The sequence below is a fragment of the Undibacterium sp. TJN19 genome (genome assembly GCF_049339485.1).
GTDB lineage: Bacteria > Pseudomonadota > Gammaproteobacteria > Burkholderiales > Burkholderiaceae_D > Undibacterium.
Window position 1 is genome coordinate 143,257 of the sequence record NZ_JBMPPL010000009.1, and the last position, 15,034, is coordinate 158,290.

14 protein-coding genes are annotated in these 15,034 nt (G+C 48.9%); 1 reads left to right on the forward strand and 13 read right to left on the reverse strand.

Features of this window, described 5'->3' with window-relative positions; all coding sequences use genetic code 11:
- Positions 1-3 precede the first annotated feature (3 nt).
- From ACO0LH_RS21610 to ppsA, 4 genes are all read right to left on the reverse strand, one after another.
- The gene (locus ACO0LH_RS21610; protein ID WP_422943201.1) at positions 4-1,947 is read right to left on the reverse strand and encodes an SPFH domain-containing protein; all 1,944 of its coding nucleotides are present in this window, start codon (positions 1,945-1,947) and stop codon (positions 4-6) included.
- A gap of 134 nt (positions 1,948-2,081) precedes the next feature.
- Entirely contained in the window at positions 2,082-3,032 is a 951-nt protein-coding gene (locus ACO0LH_RS21615) for an SPFH domain-containing protein (RefSeq protein ID WP_422943202.1), read from the reverse strand.
- Between the two features lie 64 nt (positions 3,033-3,096).
- The gene (locus ACO0LH_RS21620; RefSeq protein WP_422943203.1) at positions 3,097-3,531 is read right to left on the reverse strand and encodes an NfeD family protein; all 435 of its coding nucleotides are present in this window, start codon (positions 3,529-3,531) and stop codon (positions 3,097-3,099) included.
- A 405-nt stretch (positions 3,532-3,936) separates the two neighbouring features.
- Positions 3,937-6,354: a phosphoenolpyruvate synthase gene (gene ppsA / locus ACO0LH_RS21625; RefSeq protein ID WP_422943204.1), complete on the reverse strand. Its 2,418-nt coding sequence runs from the start codon at positions 6,352-6,354 to the stop codon at positions 3,937-3,939.
- Positions 6,355-6,585: 231 nt separating this feature from the next.
- On the opposite strand from ppsA, the gene ppsR reads away from it, so the two are divergent.
- The gene (gene ppsR / locus ACO0LH_RS21630; RefSeq protein WP_422943205.1) at positions 6,586-7,434 is read left to right on the forward strand and encodes a posphoenolpyruvate synthetase regulatory kinase/phosphorylase PpsR; all 849 of its coding nucleotides are present in this window, start codon (positions 6,586-6,588) and stop codon (positions 7,432-7,434) included.
- A 66-nt stretch (positions 7,435-7,500) separates the two neighbouring features.
- On the opposite strand, the gene ACO0LH_RS21635 is transcribed toward ppsR, so the two are convergent.
- From ACO0LH_RS21635 to fabF, 9 genes are all read right to left on the reverse strand, one after another.
- Entirely contained in the window at positions 7,501-8,286 is a 786-nt protein-coding gene (locus ACO0LH_RS21635) for a TrmH family RNA methyltransferase (protein WP_422943206.1), read from the reverse strand.
- A complete protein-coding gene (gene rnhB / locus ACO0LH_RS21640; RefSeq protein WP_422943207.1) occupies positions 8,287-8,892 on the reverse strand; it encodes a ribonuclease HII in 606 nt (201 codons plus the stop codon).
- The gene (locus ACO0LH_RS21645) at positions 8,885-9,136 is read right to left on the reverse strand and encodes a glutaredoxin family protein (RefSeq protein WP_422943208.1); all 252 of its coding nucleotides are present in this window, start codon (positions 9,134-9,136) and stop codon (positions 8,885-8,887) included. Before ACO0LH_RS21645 ends, rnhB begins: the two co-directional genes overlap by 8 nt.
- A gap of 128 nt (positions 9,137-9,264) precedes the next feature.
- Positions 9,265-10,755, reverse strand: a complete 1,491-nt coding sequence (locus ACO0LH_RS21650) for a DegQ family serine endoprotease (RefSeq protein WP_422943209.1) — start codon at positions 10,753-10,755, stop codon at positions 9,265-9,267.
- 12 nt (positions 10,756-10,767) lie between these two features.
- The gene (locus ACO0LH_RS21655) at positions 10,768-11,784 is read right to left on the reverse strand and encodes a MucB/RseB C-terminal domain-containing protein (protein WP_422943210.1); all 1,017 of its coding nucleotides are present in this window, start codon (positions 11,782-11,784) and stop codon (positions 10,768-10,770) included.
- A 2-nt stretch (positions 11,785-11,786) separates the two neighbouring features.
- Positions 11,787-12,455 (reverse strand): sigma-E factor negative regulatory protein, encoded by a 669-nt coding sequence (locus ACO0LH_RS21660; protein WP_422943211.1) that lies wholly within the window; start codon positions 12,453-12,455, stop codon positions 11,787-11,789.
- Positions 12,456-12,521: 66 nt separating this feature from the next.
- Entirely contained in the window at positions 12,522-13,124 is a 603-nt protein-coding gene (gene rpoE, locus ACO0LH_RS21665) for an RNA polymerase sigma factor RpoE (RefSeq protein WP_422943212.1), read from the reverse strand.
- Positions 13,125-13,260: 136 nt separating this feature from the next.
- The gene (locus ACO0LH_RS21670; protein ID WP_422943213.1) at positions 13,261-13,716 is read right to left on the reverse strand and encodes a protein YgfX; all 456 of its coding nucleotides are present in this window, start codon (positions 13,714-13,716) and stop codon (positions 13,261-13,263) included.
- A gap of 64 nt (positions 13,717-13,780) precedes the next feature.
- Positions 13,781-15,022, reverse strand: a complete 1,242-nt coding sequence (gene fabF / locus ACO0LH_RS21675) for a beta-ketoacyl-ACP synthase II (protein WP_422943214.1) — start codon at positions 15,020-15,022, stop codon at positions 13,781-13,783.
- Between the last annotated feature and the right edge of the window lie 12 nt (positions 15,023-15,034).

Consider the following 15,034-nt stretch of genomic DNA (forward strand, 5'->3'; position numbering starts at 1 on the left):
TACTTAGCTGGCATTAATAATTGCTGTCTTGTTCTCACCCTTATTCAGCAAGTCTTTCGCTGCCAGGGCCAAAAAAGCATCCACGGCTGAACTGCTGCCGCTGCCACCGGTCTGTATGCTTGGCACCATGGCGATATGGCCTTTCTCTATGGCTTCGGCAAAGCGCAGTAATACTGTTTGCTGGAATTGCAGTTCAGGGCCACCATAAGCTTCTACATTCAACTCGGTTGCTTTCGCTTGCGCCTCACCTATCTGCTGGATCTGGTAGGCCTCGGCATTGGCTAAAGTACGTTTGGCATCGGCCGCACCAGAAGCAACCTGACGTGCTTCTTCCGCGGCCTTGATCGCCTTTTGCACGGCTGCACTACCCTGGTTTTCTGCAATTTTCACTGCCAGCTCTGATTCAGTAATGGCAGTTTGCTGTTTTGCCTTGGCTTCTGCTTCGCGCAAAATACGTTCTTGTACAGCGGCGGTTTCCTTGGTCTTATAGGTTTCCAGTTGTTCCCGCGATACCTGGCGTTCACGCAATTGCTTGAGGATGACTTCAATCTGGGTATCACCGGTCTTGGCACGCGGCGTACCTATCAGCACCTCATTGAGAGTCAGGTTATACCCTTCGAAATTTTTGCGCATTTCGGCTTTGGCACGTTCCTGGATATCAGAGCGTTCTTGCAATAATTCAATCAGGGTTTTCCCCTGGCCTATATTTTTGAAATAGGCGGCGACCATAGGGTCCAGGGTTTGCTCGACCAGTTTTTGGATATCGCCAAACCTTTGTATGACCAGTGGTGCCATTTTGTAGTCGATATTGACGACAACCGACAAAGGCAGGTCAGGTTCGAAAGCATCTTTGGTGATCAACGATACTTCACTCAGGTGTTTATCCAGCTCATGCGAGCCGACCTGGCCAGATTGCCATTTCAAAATGAAGTTGGTGGTAGGTACATCAATGACGCGCTTGGCATATGGGTTCAGCGCATATTTGCCAGGCAATAGTGGTGAAACCTGCACGCCCTTTTCATCGCTGCTAACCAGCTCACCGTGACGGTAAGCATCACCGGTCACATCATTACCCGCCTTGCCGGTATAAGACACGACAACACCGACATACCCCACCGGTACGACACGTTTTTCGACGATTTCATAGCTGGCAAAACGTGCGTTCAGATAGTAAGTACCTTCGACAAGAACCTGCAACTGACGACCTTTATAACCGCCGGCTTCGATAAACACTTCGGGGTTTTGAAAATCATGATGATAACTGCGACCTTCATGCGGATCAGCACCAACTACCGGCGCAACGATCGTGCCTTCAGGCAAAGACTGGCCTTCATGCGTCGTAATCACGGCCAGTTTATCGTCGCGTATGACCAAAGGCAAAAAGCCATTGCGTGTACGCAATTCATCCAGCATTTCAGCCAACTGCCCTACCACGATGCCATCGGTACTGACATTGCCGTCACCTGGCAAAGGCAGTGCATACACGCGCTCAGCAGTCAGCACAACAAACTGGGCGAGGTTGATTGCATAAGTACCTTCACGCAGTATCTTGCGCTGCAAACCTTTCTGACCTGCATTGGTCAGAAAGCTGCGCACGTCCGTAAAATCATTGGCAATTTTGTTGCATGCCAGATTTTGCGTCGGTGCCATGGCCTGTCCGTCACGGGCAAATACATAGGCCAGGGTACCCTGTTGTATCGTGACCAGATCATGTCTGTGGATGGAGTATTGAAACGGGAAAAAAGCATGAAAACCACCACGCAGCACTTCTGGCTGGAAACCTGCTTCACCGTTCAGCGCAATGAAACCATGCTGTACTGAACCGCTGGCCGACCATTTTTTTTCGATGATACCAATTTTTTCATTCGAGATATAAACCAGCATATTACTGGTGTACAGCAACAGAATAAAGGCAACAACACTGACTGCCAGAATAATTTCAAACATACATATCCTCTTAAGATAAACACCGGTTTTCCGGCAATGCAGCGGCTCAACCTGCATCTGTCAGATGCAGGTCAGGCTTGACTGTGGTTTTTATTTTGTGTAGAGATGCAGAGCCTGTCACGCTCTGGCATGGGTCAGACGGGTCGTCGTGGCGACTCGATGATGGCAGGTTTTTGTGACTTGGCGACTTGCATGGCAGTAGCGATCAGGCCACTCATATCACCCAAATTGGCCGGAACAATAATCGAGTTATTGGTCTTCGCCAGATTGGAAAACGCTGCTACATATTGTTCAGCCACTTTCAGGTTCACCGCATCAGCACCGCCTGGCGATTGTATCGCTGCGGCAGTCTTGCGTATCGCTTCAGCGCTGGCTTCTGCAATCGACAAAATGGCAGCAGCCTGCCCTTGTGCGCGGTTGATGGACGCCTGTTTTTCACCTTCCGATTTGGCAATCGATGCTTCACGTTCACCAGTGGCGATATTGATCTGCTCTTGCTTACGGCCTTCTGAAGCGGCAATCAGCGCACGCTTTTCACGCTCAGCAGTGATCTGCGCCTGCATCGCATGCAGGATTTCTTTTGGTGGTGTCAAGTCCTTGATTTCATACCGCAAGACCTTGACGCCCCAGTTCGCAGCCGATTCGTCAATCGCATTCACGATGGTGGTGTTGATGTGATCGCGCTCTTCAAAGGTTTTATCCAGCTCCATCTTGCCGATGACTGAACGCAGGGTTGTTTGCGCCAGTTGGGTAATCGCCGCGATATAGTTTGATGAACCATACGATGCGCGCATGGCATCGGTGATCTGAAAATACAGTATGCCATCAACTTGCAATTGCGTATTGTCTCTGGTGATACATACCTGCGGTGGTACATCCAGAGGGATTTCTTTGAGGATATGCTTGTAAGCGATGCGGTCAACGAACGGCACCACGATATTCAAGCCTGGCCCCAGTGTGGCATGATATTTACCAAGACGCTCCACAACCCATGCATGCTGTTGTGGCACGACATTAATGGTTTTGAAAACAAATACCAGACCCAACACAAATAAAACCAGAGCGACGCTACCTATATTTTCCATATTCTTACCTTTATTGTTATTCAAATAGTTTTTATACAGATGTACTACAGACTTCCGCTTACTTCTATGACGGCTTGACGATCAATCGGCTACCTTGTATTTCTTCAATCACATATGCACCGGGATAGCCTGCCGAGTGCTGCAATTCCACATCCCATAAAGCGCCGCGGTACATGGTACGCGCTGCGAACTTGCCATTTCCCAGGTCTTTCCATTCATTGACTTGCAGGCTTTGGCCGATATCCATGTTGACATCCGGGTTACGGCTAACGTCGCGATTTCCTTTCCAGCCATATTTGCTTTTATGCAGTGCTGCTGTTGCCGCTGCGCCGACCAATGCTGCCACAATCAACTGTGCTGGCGTCGTAAATTGAAGTGCTGCTACAACAGCACCTGCCAGCAAACCTACAGAAATCATCAATAAGTAAAAGGTACCGGTAAAAAGCTCAAATATCACTACCAGCCCCGCCAGACTTAACCACATCATCCATCCATTCATTTTCTTATTCTCCTTTATTGGTTTTCACTTTTTTACGCATTATTTTTTACACATTATTAACGCAAAGCGATTTTGTTTTCAAAACACCCAGTCGTTACAAATTTCCAATATTCACTGTGATCTCTGCATTCTCTATGAAGAACTCGACATTTTCATCGGTAATCGCTACAGAAATTTACTCACAAAAAAGCCCTCGTTACCTTTTGGTAAAGAGGGCTTGCTCGGCAATTTTGGTGAAGTATTGATTTTCTTTTTCTTATTGTTTCGACACCCGTAGTCTAGTCCGAATTTTAGAAAATACAAGAAGATTTGATGCAATAAACAAATTCATGTTGCAACGCACCAACAAGAAAAACGGGAACTGCTTTTCAACAATTCCCGTTTCTTTTTCAGTTCACAAGCAGCTTATTTTGCAACTGCCGCCAGTTTTTGCCAGGTATCAATCACTGAATCAGGGTTGAGGGAAATTGACTCTATTCCTTCTTTCATCAGCCATTCAGCAAAGTCCGGGTGATCTGATGGCCCCTGACCGCAGATGCCTACATATTTATCGAGCTTGCGGCAAGCTGCGATGGCACGTGACAGCAAAGCACGTACTGCCGGGTCACGCTCATCAAAGTCGGTTGCCAGCAATTCCATGCCGGAATCCCTGTCGAGACCAAGCGTGAGCTGTGTCAAGTCGTTCGAGCCGATAGAGAAACCATCAAAGAATTGCAGGAATTCTTCTGCCAGTATCGCATTCGATGGCACTTCGCACATCATGATCAGGCGCAAGCCGTTTTCACCACGTTTCAAGCCATTTTTACCCAGCAAATTGACGACTTTCTCAGCCTGCCCCAAAGTACGCACGAAAGGCACCATGATCTCGACATTGGTCAGACCCATGTCGTTGCGCACGCGTTTCATGGCCAGGCATTCCATTTCGAAAGACTCGGCGAAGTCCGGTGCCAGGTAACGCGCAGCACCACGGAAACCCAACATAGGATTTTCTTCGTCCGGCTCATAACGTGAACCACCAATCAGTTTTTTATACTCATTGGATTTGAAGTCAGACAAACGGACAATCACTTTTTTGGGCCAGAAAGCCGCAGCAATCGTGGCGATGCCTTCGGCCAATTTGTCTATATAAAATGCCTTGGGTGATGCATGGCCACGGGCCACGGATTCCACGGCTTTTTTCAAATCTGCATCAATGTTTGGATATTCCAGAATGGCTTTTGGATGGACGCCGATATTGTTATTGATAATGAATTCCAAGCGCGCCAGCCCAACACCTTCATTGGGTACGGACTGAAAATCAAAGGCCAACTGTGGGTTACCAACATTGAGCATGATTTTCAGCGGCAATTTTGGTAATTCACCGCGCAGCTCTTCGGTGATTTCAGTCTCCAGCAAGCCATCATAGATTTTGCCTTCATCACCTTCCGCACAGGACACTGTAACCAGGGTGCCATCTTTGAGCATATCGGTCGCATCGCCGCAACCAACGACGGCTGGCACACCCAGTTCACGCGCAATAATGGCGGCATGACAGGTGCGGCCACCACGGTTGGTGACAATGGCAGCAGCGCGCTTCATGACCGGTTCCCAGTTAGGGTCAGTCATGTCGGCCACCAGCACGTCGCCAGGTTGTACTCTTTCCATTTCAGACGGGTCATGGATAACGCGTACACGACCGGCACCGATTTTTTGGCCAATGGCCCGACCAGAAGCCAGCACAGTGCCACTGCCCTTCAGCTTGAAGCGCTGCTGCGCGTCAGAAGCTTTTTGCTGGGATTTGACGGTTTCAGGGCGAGCCTGCAAGATATACAGCTTGCCGTCGCGGCCGTCCTTACCCCACTCTATGTCCATCGGGCGGCCATAGTGTTTTTCAATAATGGTCGCGTATTTGGCCAGCTCGACAATTTCAGTGTCATCCAGCGAATAGCGATTACGCATTTCAACTGGTACGTCCACGGTTTTTACTGAGCGACCTGCTTTTGCTTCAACGGTAAATTCCATCTTGATGAGTTTGGAACCGATATTGCGGCGGATAACTGGAGACTTACCCAGTTCCAGCATAGGTTTGTGCACGTAAAATTCATCCGGGTTAACCGCGCCCTGTACCACTGTTTCACCCAGACCATAGCTGGAAGTGATAAAAACCACGTCCTTGAAACCGGACTCAGTATCGATCGTAAACATCACGCCTGCGGCACCCAGGTCGGAACGCACCATGCGTTGCACGCCCGCAGACAATGCCACTTCAGCATGCGTAAAACCTTTATGCACGCGATAAGAAATTGCCCTGTCGTTATACAGTGAGGCAAATACATGCTTCATTGCTTCCAGTACGTTGTCGATGCCCACGACATTGAGAAATGTCTCTTGCTGGCCCGCGAAGGACGCATCCGGCAAATCTTCTGCCGTTGCCGATGAACGCACGGCAAACGACATTTCTGCCGTTGAATCGGCGACCAGTTTGTTATAGAAATCTTCGATTTCTTTAAGCAGTCTTGGCTGGAAAGGTGTCTCGATGATCCATTGACGGATCTCGGCACCAGCTTTTGCCAGTTCCTTGACATCGTCAATATTCAAATCTGCCAGGCGGTCAGCGATGCGCTGGGCCAAAGGCAGCCCCCCGTTTTCGCTATACGACAAAAAATCACGAAATGCCTGTGCTGTGGTGGCAAAACCACCAGGCACACGTACACCGGCAGTGGCCAGCTGGCTGATCATTTCGCCTAATGATGCATTTTTTCCGCCGACTGATTCAACATCCGTCATCCGTAAATGCTCAAACGAGGCGACATAAGTCGCTTCGGTATTTGCTGCGTTGGACATAACAACCTCTTTTTGATGGTAAGAAATCTTTGCTGTTTAACGCCGTGCTGCTTCGTATCCCACTGTTTTTTTGTTATTCTTGAGGTGAGCTACATAGGTCATGCTGTTGCAGCATTTTACATTGTGTCTTGCAAGATTTTCTCAAGGAAATGAGAATTTGCCGTCTTTTTTGTTTCCATTATTTACAAATATACTTGATTCGCCTATTTAATTAACCATATCAAAATCACCATGTCAGATACCCCTCAGCAGCCCCGGCCACCGGCAAACCGCACGGTATTTTTTGTTTCTGACGGTACGGGCATTACAGCTGAAACCTTTGGTCATTCAGTGTTGACCCAGTTTGACCTGAAATTCAAGCAAATTCGCCTGCCTTTTATTGATACGCTGGAAAAAGCTCATGACGCTGTACGCAGGATTAATGAAGCTTATACGGCTGAAGGCAATCGCCCCATCGTGTTTTCTACACTGGTAAAAGTAGACCTGGCTGGTGTCGTTTTCAAATCCAAGGGTTTGCATATGGATTTGATACAGACTTTTGTTTCCCCCCTGGAACAGGAATTGGGTATCAAGTCCACCCATACCATAGGGCGTAGTCATAATATTACGGATTCTGAAGAATACAAGAATCGTATTGAGGCAATCAATTTCTCGCTTGCGCATGATGATGGTCAGTCCAACAAAAATTTATCGACGGCAGATGTGATACTGGTTGGTGTGTCCCGTTCCGGTAAAACACCCACCAGTCTGTATCTGGCCATGCAATACGGTATTAAGGCTGCCAATTATCCGCTGATACCAGACGACTTTGAACGCGGCAAACTGCCTTCTGCCCTGCCGGAATTCAAAGGCAAGATATTCGGTTTGAGTATTGCCCCCGAACGTTTGTGCGAAATTCGTAACGAGCGCCGTCCTGGCAGCAAATATGCTTCACTGGAAAATTGCCGTTATGAGGTCAACGAGGCAGAGCTGATGATGAAACGTGAAGGCATACGCTGGCTGTCATCAACAACCAAGTCCATAGAAGAGATTTCGACGACGATCTTGCAGGAAATTAAATCTGACGTGCGCGTGTATTAAGGTTTCAGCGTCCCAGCATGACTGACCATTAACTGGAAAATGGCATGCATGCCATCTTCCATGTCATCAGTCTAACTGCTGGCGCACCTGCTCAAAGAAACAGATGGCTGCACTGGCCGCCACATTTAATGATTCGATCGCGGCCTGCTGCGGTATGGTCACGGTTTTGCTGGCCAGGGCCATCAACTCAGGCGCAACACCCTGTCCTTCATGACCAAACAGCCAGATGACAGGCTGGTTCAGATCAGCCTGGTAAATGCTTTCTCTGGCATGCGAACTGGTCGCCAGCACGGGGATTTTGGCTGTTTGCAATAAGACGTGTAAATCGATATTTTCAAAAATATTCAGCAAGAAATGCGCACCCATGCCAGCCCGCATGACTTTGGGTGCCCATGCGAACGCTGTGCCCGGGCTGCAAAATACATTCTGTATGCCGGCTGCCGCTGCACTGCGCAAGATAGATCCCAGGTTGCCGGGGTCTTGCAGATTATCGAGCACGACAGAAGAGGCAGTCACTGCAACAGGAAATGCAGGCGCAGGTGTGGCGATCACGAACATCAGGCCAACACCGTGTTCAACCTGGCTGATGGCATTGTACAAGGCATCCGGCAAGCAGATACATTGCACGCCTTCTTGTTCGCTTTTCGCCAGAATGGCTGTAATTTCATGGTGTTGCAGGCTTCCTTCGGCAACAACACAATACTGTGGGGCACTCCGATGCTGGAAATAAGCTTCGCATAAATGCACGCCATCGAGTAAGGTGCGGCCAGCCTTGCGCCTGGCTTGCGAACTGGTCGCCAGTTGCTTGATTTCTTTATAGAGCGGATTGTCGCGTGAAGTAATCGATTTCATTTAAGTCAGTAAAGCTTTCACAGGCGCATAAGATTTTCTGTGTATAGGCGAAACGCCATGTTCACGCAGTCGTTCAAGATGTAGCGCGGTGGGATACCCCTTATGCTGATCCAGTGCATATTGAGGATATTCAACATGCAATTGCATCAATGCATGGTCGCGTGCAGTTTTCGCTAGGATGGAAGCGGCAGAAATAGCCGCCACCTTGTCGTCACCTTTGACGATGGCTTCTGAACGCACTGCCATGACGGGGCAACGGTTGCCATCGATCAATGCCAGGGTCGGCTGTACCGACAATCCCTCTACGGCGCGACGCATTGCCAGCATGGTGGCCTGCAAGATATTGAGCTCATCGATTTCCTGCTCTGAACATTCGGCAATGCACCACGCCAGCGCGTGCTGTTTGATTTCGATAGCCAGTTGCTCGCGCTTTTGCTCACTCAGTTTTTTTGAATCCCTCAATCCAGCTATCGGATGCAAAGGGTCAAGTATGACAGCAGCAGCCATGACTGGCCCTGCCAGCGGGCCGCGACCAGCTTCGTCTACGCCACAGATCAACTCTCCCTCATAATCGAACAGGGACAAACTCGGTGTTGTATCACGCATGGAAAAACGCTTTCAGTGCAGCAGGATCAAGGTAGTAGTGACAAATGCGCTGCTGGTTTTGCGCTTCTTTTTGGCCGACAAGTACAGGCACCAGTTCATCATAAGTGGCCAGCAATTCATCATCCTTGTCGATATCGACGACATTGACCGTAAATCCGTATTCGGGACTATAAGCTTGCAATTGCTCAAGCATGTCATCGCAAAGATGGCAATAGCTGCGCGAATATAGTGTAAATTGAATCATTATCTTGCCCATCGTAATGGCTATTCCAGTACCGGCATTATAAGTCCATGCAAGCTCAGACGATCACGGGCCAGAAATAAAAAAGGCCACCAGATGATGGTGGCCTTTGCTGCAACTACATGAACAGCTTATTGGCTGGTAGGACGTACCGCGACAAATTTTGAAACCTCGCCGCGTTTTGCCAGCAGCAAAACTGGTTTTTTGGTATCCACTTTTGCCATGACAGCAGCAAACTCTTTGGCATCTTTAATATCCGTATTATTGATACGGGTAATGATATCGCCAGCCTGCAAACCTGCACGTGCAGCGCCGCCCTCAGCATTTTCGATGACGACACCGGCAGTCACATGGGAATCACGTTTTTGCGCATCACTCAGGTCGCCTACCGACAGACCAAACACATTCACCGAAGGTTCGGCTTTTTGCTTGGTGCTTTTTGCCGGTGTTTTTTCTGCATCAGCTTCAGCAACGGTAATGGTGATGTCTTTTGCACCGCCTTTGCGCCAGACTGTCACAGTTGCCTTACCGCCTGGTTTGATATCACCGACGATGCGATTCAAGTCGACCGCTTTTTCAACGATGGTGCCATTAACTTTCTGAATGACATCACCAACTTCCACACCTGCTTTTTCAGCTGGCGAACCCGGCATGACACGCTGTATCAAGGCACCCTGTGCTTTTGGCAAGCCCAGACCTTCGGCCACTTCTTTTGGCACATCGATGCGCTCTACACCAAGGTAGCCACGAACCACTTTACCTGCAGATTTTAATTGGTCAACGACACGCATCGCTTCATCAATGGGAATCGCAAAAGAGATACCCATATAGCCGCCAGAACGACTGTATATCTGGGAATTGACACCAATGACTTCACCACGCATGTTGATCAGGGGGCCACCAGAGTTACCTGGATTAACTGCCACGTCAGTTTGTATCAATGGCAGATAATCGCCGGTATCACGTGCCTTGGCAGAAATAATACCTGCTGTGACAGTGTTGTCCAGATCAAAGGGTGAGCCGATTGCTATGACCCATTCACCAGCCTTGATTTTTGCGGAGTCACCAATGGTGACGCGCGGCAGTTTGCTGCCGTCGATTTTCAACACGGCCACGTCAGTGCGTGCATCCGCACCAATCACCTTGGCTTTAAACTCGCGCTTGTCGGTCAGTTTGACATAAACCTCTGACGCCCCCTCAACCACATGCGCATTGGTCAGGATAAAACCGTCTGGCGAGATGATGAAGCCAGAACCTACGCCACGGGGAACTTCCTCTTCCTGCTGTGGCACTTGCTTGCGGCCTTTGGGTGTGGGTTGCTGTTTTGGTGTTGGCGTTGGTGCAGGTGTGCCGAAGAAGCGACGGAAGAACTCCTGCATCTGTTCATCATCTATGCCATTCGCATTACTTTGACCCGCCTGGACTTTTTCTGTTGTACGGATATTCACAACAGCAGGGCCGGATTTTTCGACCAGTTCAGTAAAATCTGGCAAACCTGCAATCTGCGCTGCTTCTGCAACAGGGTTGGCATTGATTGTAGTCGGCGCTATAAAACCCACACAGGCACTGAGTACCAGGGTAGAAGCAATTTTTTCTAAGGGAAAAAGTGTGTTCGCTTTCATGGTGTCGTTCGCTTATTTAGGTTTAAATTCAATTGAGTTCATTACTTGCCGGATGGCCGTCACGGGCACTTCGCCCACGACCGTCAGCCAGAATTCTGCCTGGCGCTTACCCATGATGGTCATCGCACCCTGCTGCAAACTGCCTTCCGTGCGGTTATCGCTATCCGGCTCAATAAATACTGAAATTGCTGCCAATCCATCAGAGAAGATCATTTGTATGACCTGATGCGCCTTGACCGGGCTTCCATCGCTGTTTTTGACAGCTTCCGAAGCGGGTATCAGGCGCTTCATTTCACGCATCTTCCGGAATCCGGCAGGCAGCGATTTCACTATCCAGCCAGAATTGATATTGGACTGCACCGTCAGATTTTCAACATGCCATTGGGCAGTATTTTGAAAACTTGATTTAACTTTTTGTTTGTCGATATCGCCGATAGTCAATTGGGTAAATGCAATCTGCTCTATTACCTCATTTTTGGTGTTGACAGTCTGTGCGCGCAGTAACAGACCAGAATTTTTTTCTACACAAAGACGATATCCATAACGGGAATTATCACGCGGATCAAGCAGATAGGTCTGGCAATCGATGCCGGCAACCCTGCTGACATCTGCTTTTTTGATTGCGTACGATTGTGGCAGTGACTGGGCATTCGCTGTCAATAATGCAGGAAAGACTTCTTGCGTTACATTTTTTTCTATCTGCAAAGTCTTGCTCTCTGGCAGATAACAGGTTACTTCGTCATTTTTGCGCAGATATTCCCTTGGTTGCCCATCAAGGATTTCCAGTTTTTCCAGTTCGCCATTACCGTCAACAACATGGGTAATTCTCGAAGTGCGGATCTGGCTGGCCTGCTGATAAACGAATGTACCCGAGTAATTCAGTTTCTGAGCCGAAGACTGGATTTTTCGCAAAATCCCGTGAACTTCCCGCTTGTCGTCCGGCGCGTCCTGCGCAAACGTGGGCGACAATGAAGTGCCAATGACAACCAGGCCCGCCACTGCGATATTCATACGCAACAAGCACATCATATTTATTTTTCCGAGGCAGACGACACTGCATTGGCGCGCGTCACATAGGGCGCGCCACTATTGATGGCTGGAGAAAAACGCTGATGGGCTAACAAATAACTGTCTATTCTGGGGTCACGCAACATATCGGGCGACTCTGTGGCGACTTTCTCACCGGCTTGCGCGCTATGCTCAGGCGTGCCCTGGCTGTTCACTGCCAGCGTAGTCAGTGGCGCGCCATCTGAATGGGAAGCGAGTTGCACATTGCTGGCAGGTGCTGCCTTGCTGCTCAATTGTACCGGTGCGCCTGAATTGGCCTGGAATATTTGCAACTGGGGGGCCAATAAAAAGGCAAAGACAGCTGCCGCAGCAGCGCTTGCCACTGCCACATAGGAACCTAAAAATTTCTGTTTTCTTTCATTTTCAGGCTTCCTGGTATTTACCGAGGCTTTGGGCGCGAGAATAACGGGCTCGGCATCCAGTTTTTCAGAGAATTTCTTTGAAAAATCTGCGCTGAAAGTAATCGCCAGTTCATCTGAACGCAAGACATCACCAATCTGGTGATAAATTTCCCATGCATCCTTGCTTTCAGCGTCATTTAAGCTCGCAAGCAAAGAATCCAGTTGAGCATCGCTTAGCTCGCCGTCAGCCATGGCTGAGATACTCTCGTGTTGATTTGCGCTTTTGTTCATGATTTTCACCTTTTTACTACTTTTCGAATTCATTATTACTGCAATATTTGCCTGCCCTGCGATTGGCTACCAGCGTTGTTCCAGCGTCGTACCAAGCAATGGCCTTAATTTATCTGCAATCGCCTCACGCGCCCTGAATATACGGCTGCGAACAGTGCCTATCGGGCATAACATCACTTCAGCTATCTCGTCGTAACTTAACCCTTCAATCTCGCGCAAGGTAATCGCATTGCGCAATTCTTCTGGCAACGTCGACATGGCAAAATTAACTGTTTCGGCAATTTGCTTACTAGCCAGCAAAGATTCTGGCGTATTGATATCCCTTAGTCCCTCTGCATCGACAAAAGTTTCTGCTTCTTCGACATCGGCATCGGTTGATGTAGGCGCCCTGCGCCCTTGTGTCACCAGGTGGTTTTTCGCGGTATTGACACCAATACGATACAGCCAGGTGTAAAACGCGGACTCACCACGAAAATTCGGCAAGGCCCGGTAAGCCTTGATAAACGCTTCTTGCACGACATCTTCTGCTTCGGCATGGTCATAGACGAGCCGGGACACGAGCCGCATTAATTTCCTTTGATATTTGGAAACCAGAAGCTCGAATGCTTTTTTGTCACCACGCTGGACGCGCTCAACCAATAGCTGATCAATTTCGCGTTCTGTCGTCACTCATTTATTCCTATATTTGCATGACCAGGCTGATGCCAGCCCGAAATGCATGTTATTACCGTCAACATACGCGATTTATACCCCATCAGAGTCCGCATTATTAAAAAAAGTTCCTTAACAGAAGTAACATTTCATTTCACTTCTGTTTATGTTGACTAATCCACATCAAGCTTACCCTGAGTGCGCGAAAAGCAGCAGGATCCAGTGAATCTGGAAGTATAAGCAACTTATGTTCCCTGTCATCTTCATCAATCAAAAAAAGCGACAATAACTGCGGCCACAAGCAGCTTTTGGCGCTCAATCTCACTGTCAGGTTGCTGGATTGCTCCTCTGCTTCATTTTGCCAGTGTAATGCCATGACCCCGGCGTCAGATATGCTCAAGCGCATGCTCTCTGACGCAGCCCACCAGCGCGCCATCTGCCACACGCTGGCACCCAGCGAGATAAGCAGGAGGGTAATTTTCAAATAGACCGGGATACTGACCGCTTGCATGAGCAAAAACAAGCTGAGGTGTGCAAGAATCAGCATGCTCAGACAACTGGCAAGCAGCAGGCGGGATGGCTTGGGCTCAACTAAAAGTGCAATAGTCATGGCGGCAAAAAAAATGGCACTTCATTTCCAGCGAAACGAAGTGCCAAGGCTAATTTTTTACGAATTAGATTTTTGCAAATATCAAAGTACCATTCGTTCCACCAAAACCGAACGAATTTTTCATTGCATAATCGATTTTCATATCACGCGCCATATTCGCACAATAATCAAGATCGCATTCAGGGTCCTGATTAATGATATTCATCGTCGGTGGCGATATCTGGTTATGCATCGCCAGTACAGTAAAGACAGATTCCAGGCCACCAGCACCACCCAAAAGATGGCCTGTCATCGACTTGGTCGAATTCACGGTAATTTTGTAGGCGTGGTCAGCAAAGGTTGCCTTGATCGCGTCGGTTTCGTTTTTATCGCCTATGCCAGTCGATGTCCCGTGCGCGTTCAGGTAAGAAATTTGCTCAGGATTGATGCCGGCATCTTTCATCGCATTGATCATGCTGCGACGCGGGCCGTCCATGGTTGGAGAAGTGATGTGATAAGCATCGCCGCTCATACCAAAGCCAATGACTTCAGCATAAATTTTTGCGCCACGCGCCTTGGCATGTTCATACTCTTCCAGCACCATGACACCGGCACCTTCACCGAGGACAAAACCATCGCGGTCTTTATCCCATGGGCGAGAAGCCGTCGCCGGATCATCATTTCTGGTAGAAAGTGCACGCGCTGAGGCAAAACCACCCAAACCCAGAGGAGAAATCGTTGACTCAGAACCACCTGCGATCATGACATCGGCATCACCATAAACGATCATGCGTGCCGCTGTACCTATGCAATGCAAACCTGTCGTACAGGCAGTCACGATAGCCAGATTGGGACCTTTCAGTCCGTACTTGATCGACAGGTTGCCGGAAATCATGTTGATGATGGATGCTGGCACGAAGAATGGACTAATCCGGCGTGGCCCACGCTCGATCAGAGTCTGTTTGGTATCTTCGATTAATGGCAAGCCACCTATACCAGAACCAACGATGACGCCGATACGGTCTGCGTTCTCTTCAGTGACAGCAAGGCCACAATCCTGGAACGCCTGCATCCCTGCGGCAATGCCGAAGTGGATGAAAGTATCCATATTGCGCGCTTCTTTTGCCGGAAGATATTCCTCGACATTGAAGCCTTTCACTTCGCCAGCAAAATGCGTGGTAAAGGGAGTTGCATCAAATTTAGTAATCGTTGCAATTCCAGATTTGCCTGAGGTGATGGCACTCCAGGTATCTGCAATATTATTGCCGACCGGCGAAATGCAGCCCAGCCCGGTAACGACGACTCGACGTTTAAGCGAACGACTCAAGCGTTTCTCCTG

Bases quoted from the DNA above. Each gene is read 5' to 3' on its own strand.
- ppsA (WP_422943204.1), bottom strand. From the start codon at position 6,354: ATGTCCAACGCAGCAAATACCGAAGCGACTTATGTCGCCTCGTTTGAG.
- ACO0LH_RS21650 (WP_422943209.1), bottom strand. From the start codon at position 10,755: ATGAAAGCGAACACACTTTTTCCCTTAGAAAAAATTGCTTCTACCCTG.
- ACO0LH_RS21655 (WP_422943210.1), bottom strand. From the start codon at position 11,784: ATGATGTGCTTGTTGCGTATGAATATCGCAGTGGCGGGCCTGGTTGTC.
- ACO0LH_RS21645 (WP_422943208.1), bottom strand. From the start codon at position 9,136: ATGATTCAATTTACACTATATTCGCGCAGCTATTGCCATCTTTGCGAT.
- ACO0LH_RS21610 (WP_422943201.1), bottom strand. From the start codon at position 1,947: ATGTTTGAAATTATTCTGGCAGTCAGTGTTGTTGCCTTTATTCTGTTG.
- ACO0LH_RS21670 (WP_422943213.1), bottom strand. From the start codon at position 13,716: ATGACTATTGCACTTTTAGTTGAGCCCAAGCCATCCCGCCTGCTGCTT.
- rnhB (WP_422943207.1), bottom strand. From the start codon at position 8,892: ATGCGTGATACAACACCGAGTTTGTCCCTGTTCGATTATGAGGGAGAG.
- ppsR (WP_422943205.1), top strand. From the start codon at position 6,586: ATGTCAGATACCCCTCAGCAGCCCCGGCCACCGGCAAACCGCACGGTA.
- ACO0LH_RS21620 (WP_422943203.1), bottom strand. From the start codon at position 3,531: ATGAATGGATGGATGATGTGGTTAAGTCTGGCGGGGCTGGTAGTGATA.
- ACO0LH_RS21635 (WP_422943206.1), bottom strand. From the start codon at position 8,286: ATGAAATCGATTACTTCACGCGACAATCCGCTCTATAAAGAAATCAAG.
- ACO0LH_RS21615 (WP_422943202.1), bottom strand. From the start codon at position 3,032: ATGGAAAATATAGGTAGCGTCGCTCTGGTTTTATTTGTGTTGGGTCTG.
- ACO0LH_RS21660 (WP_422943211.1), bottom strand. From the start codon at position 12,455: ATGAACAAAAGCGCAAATCAACACGAGAGTATCTCAGCCATGGCTGAC.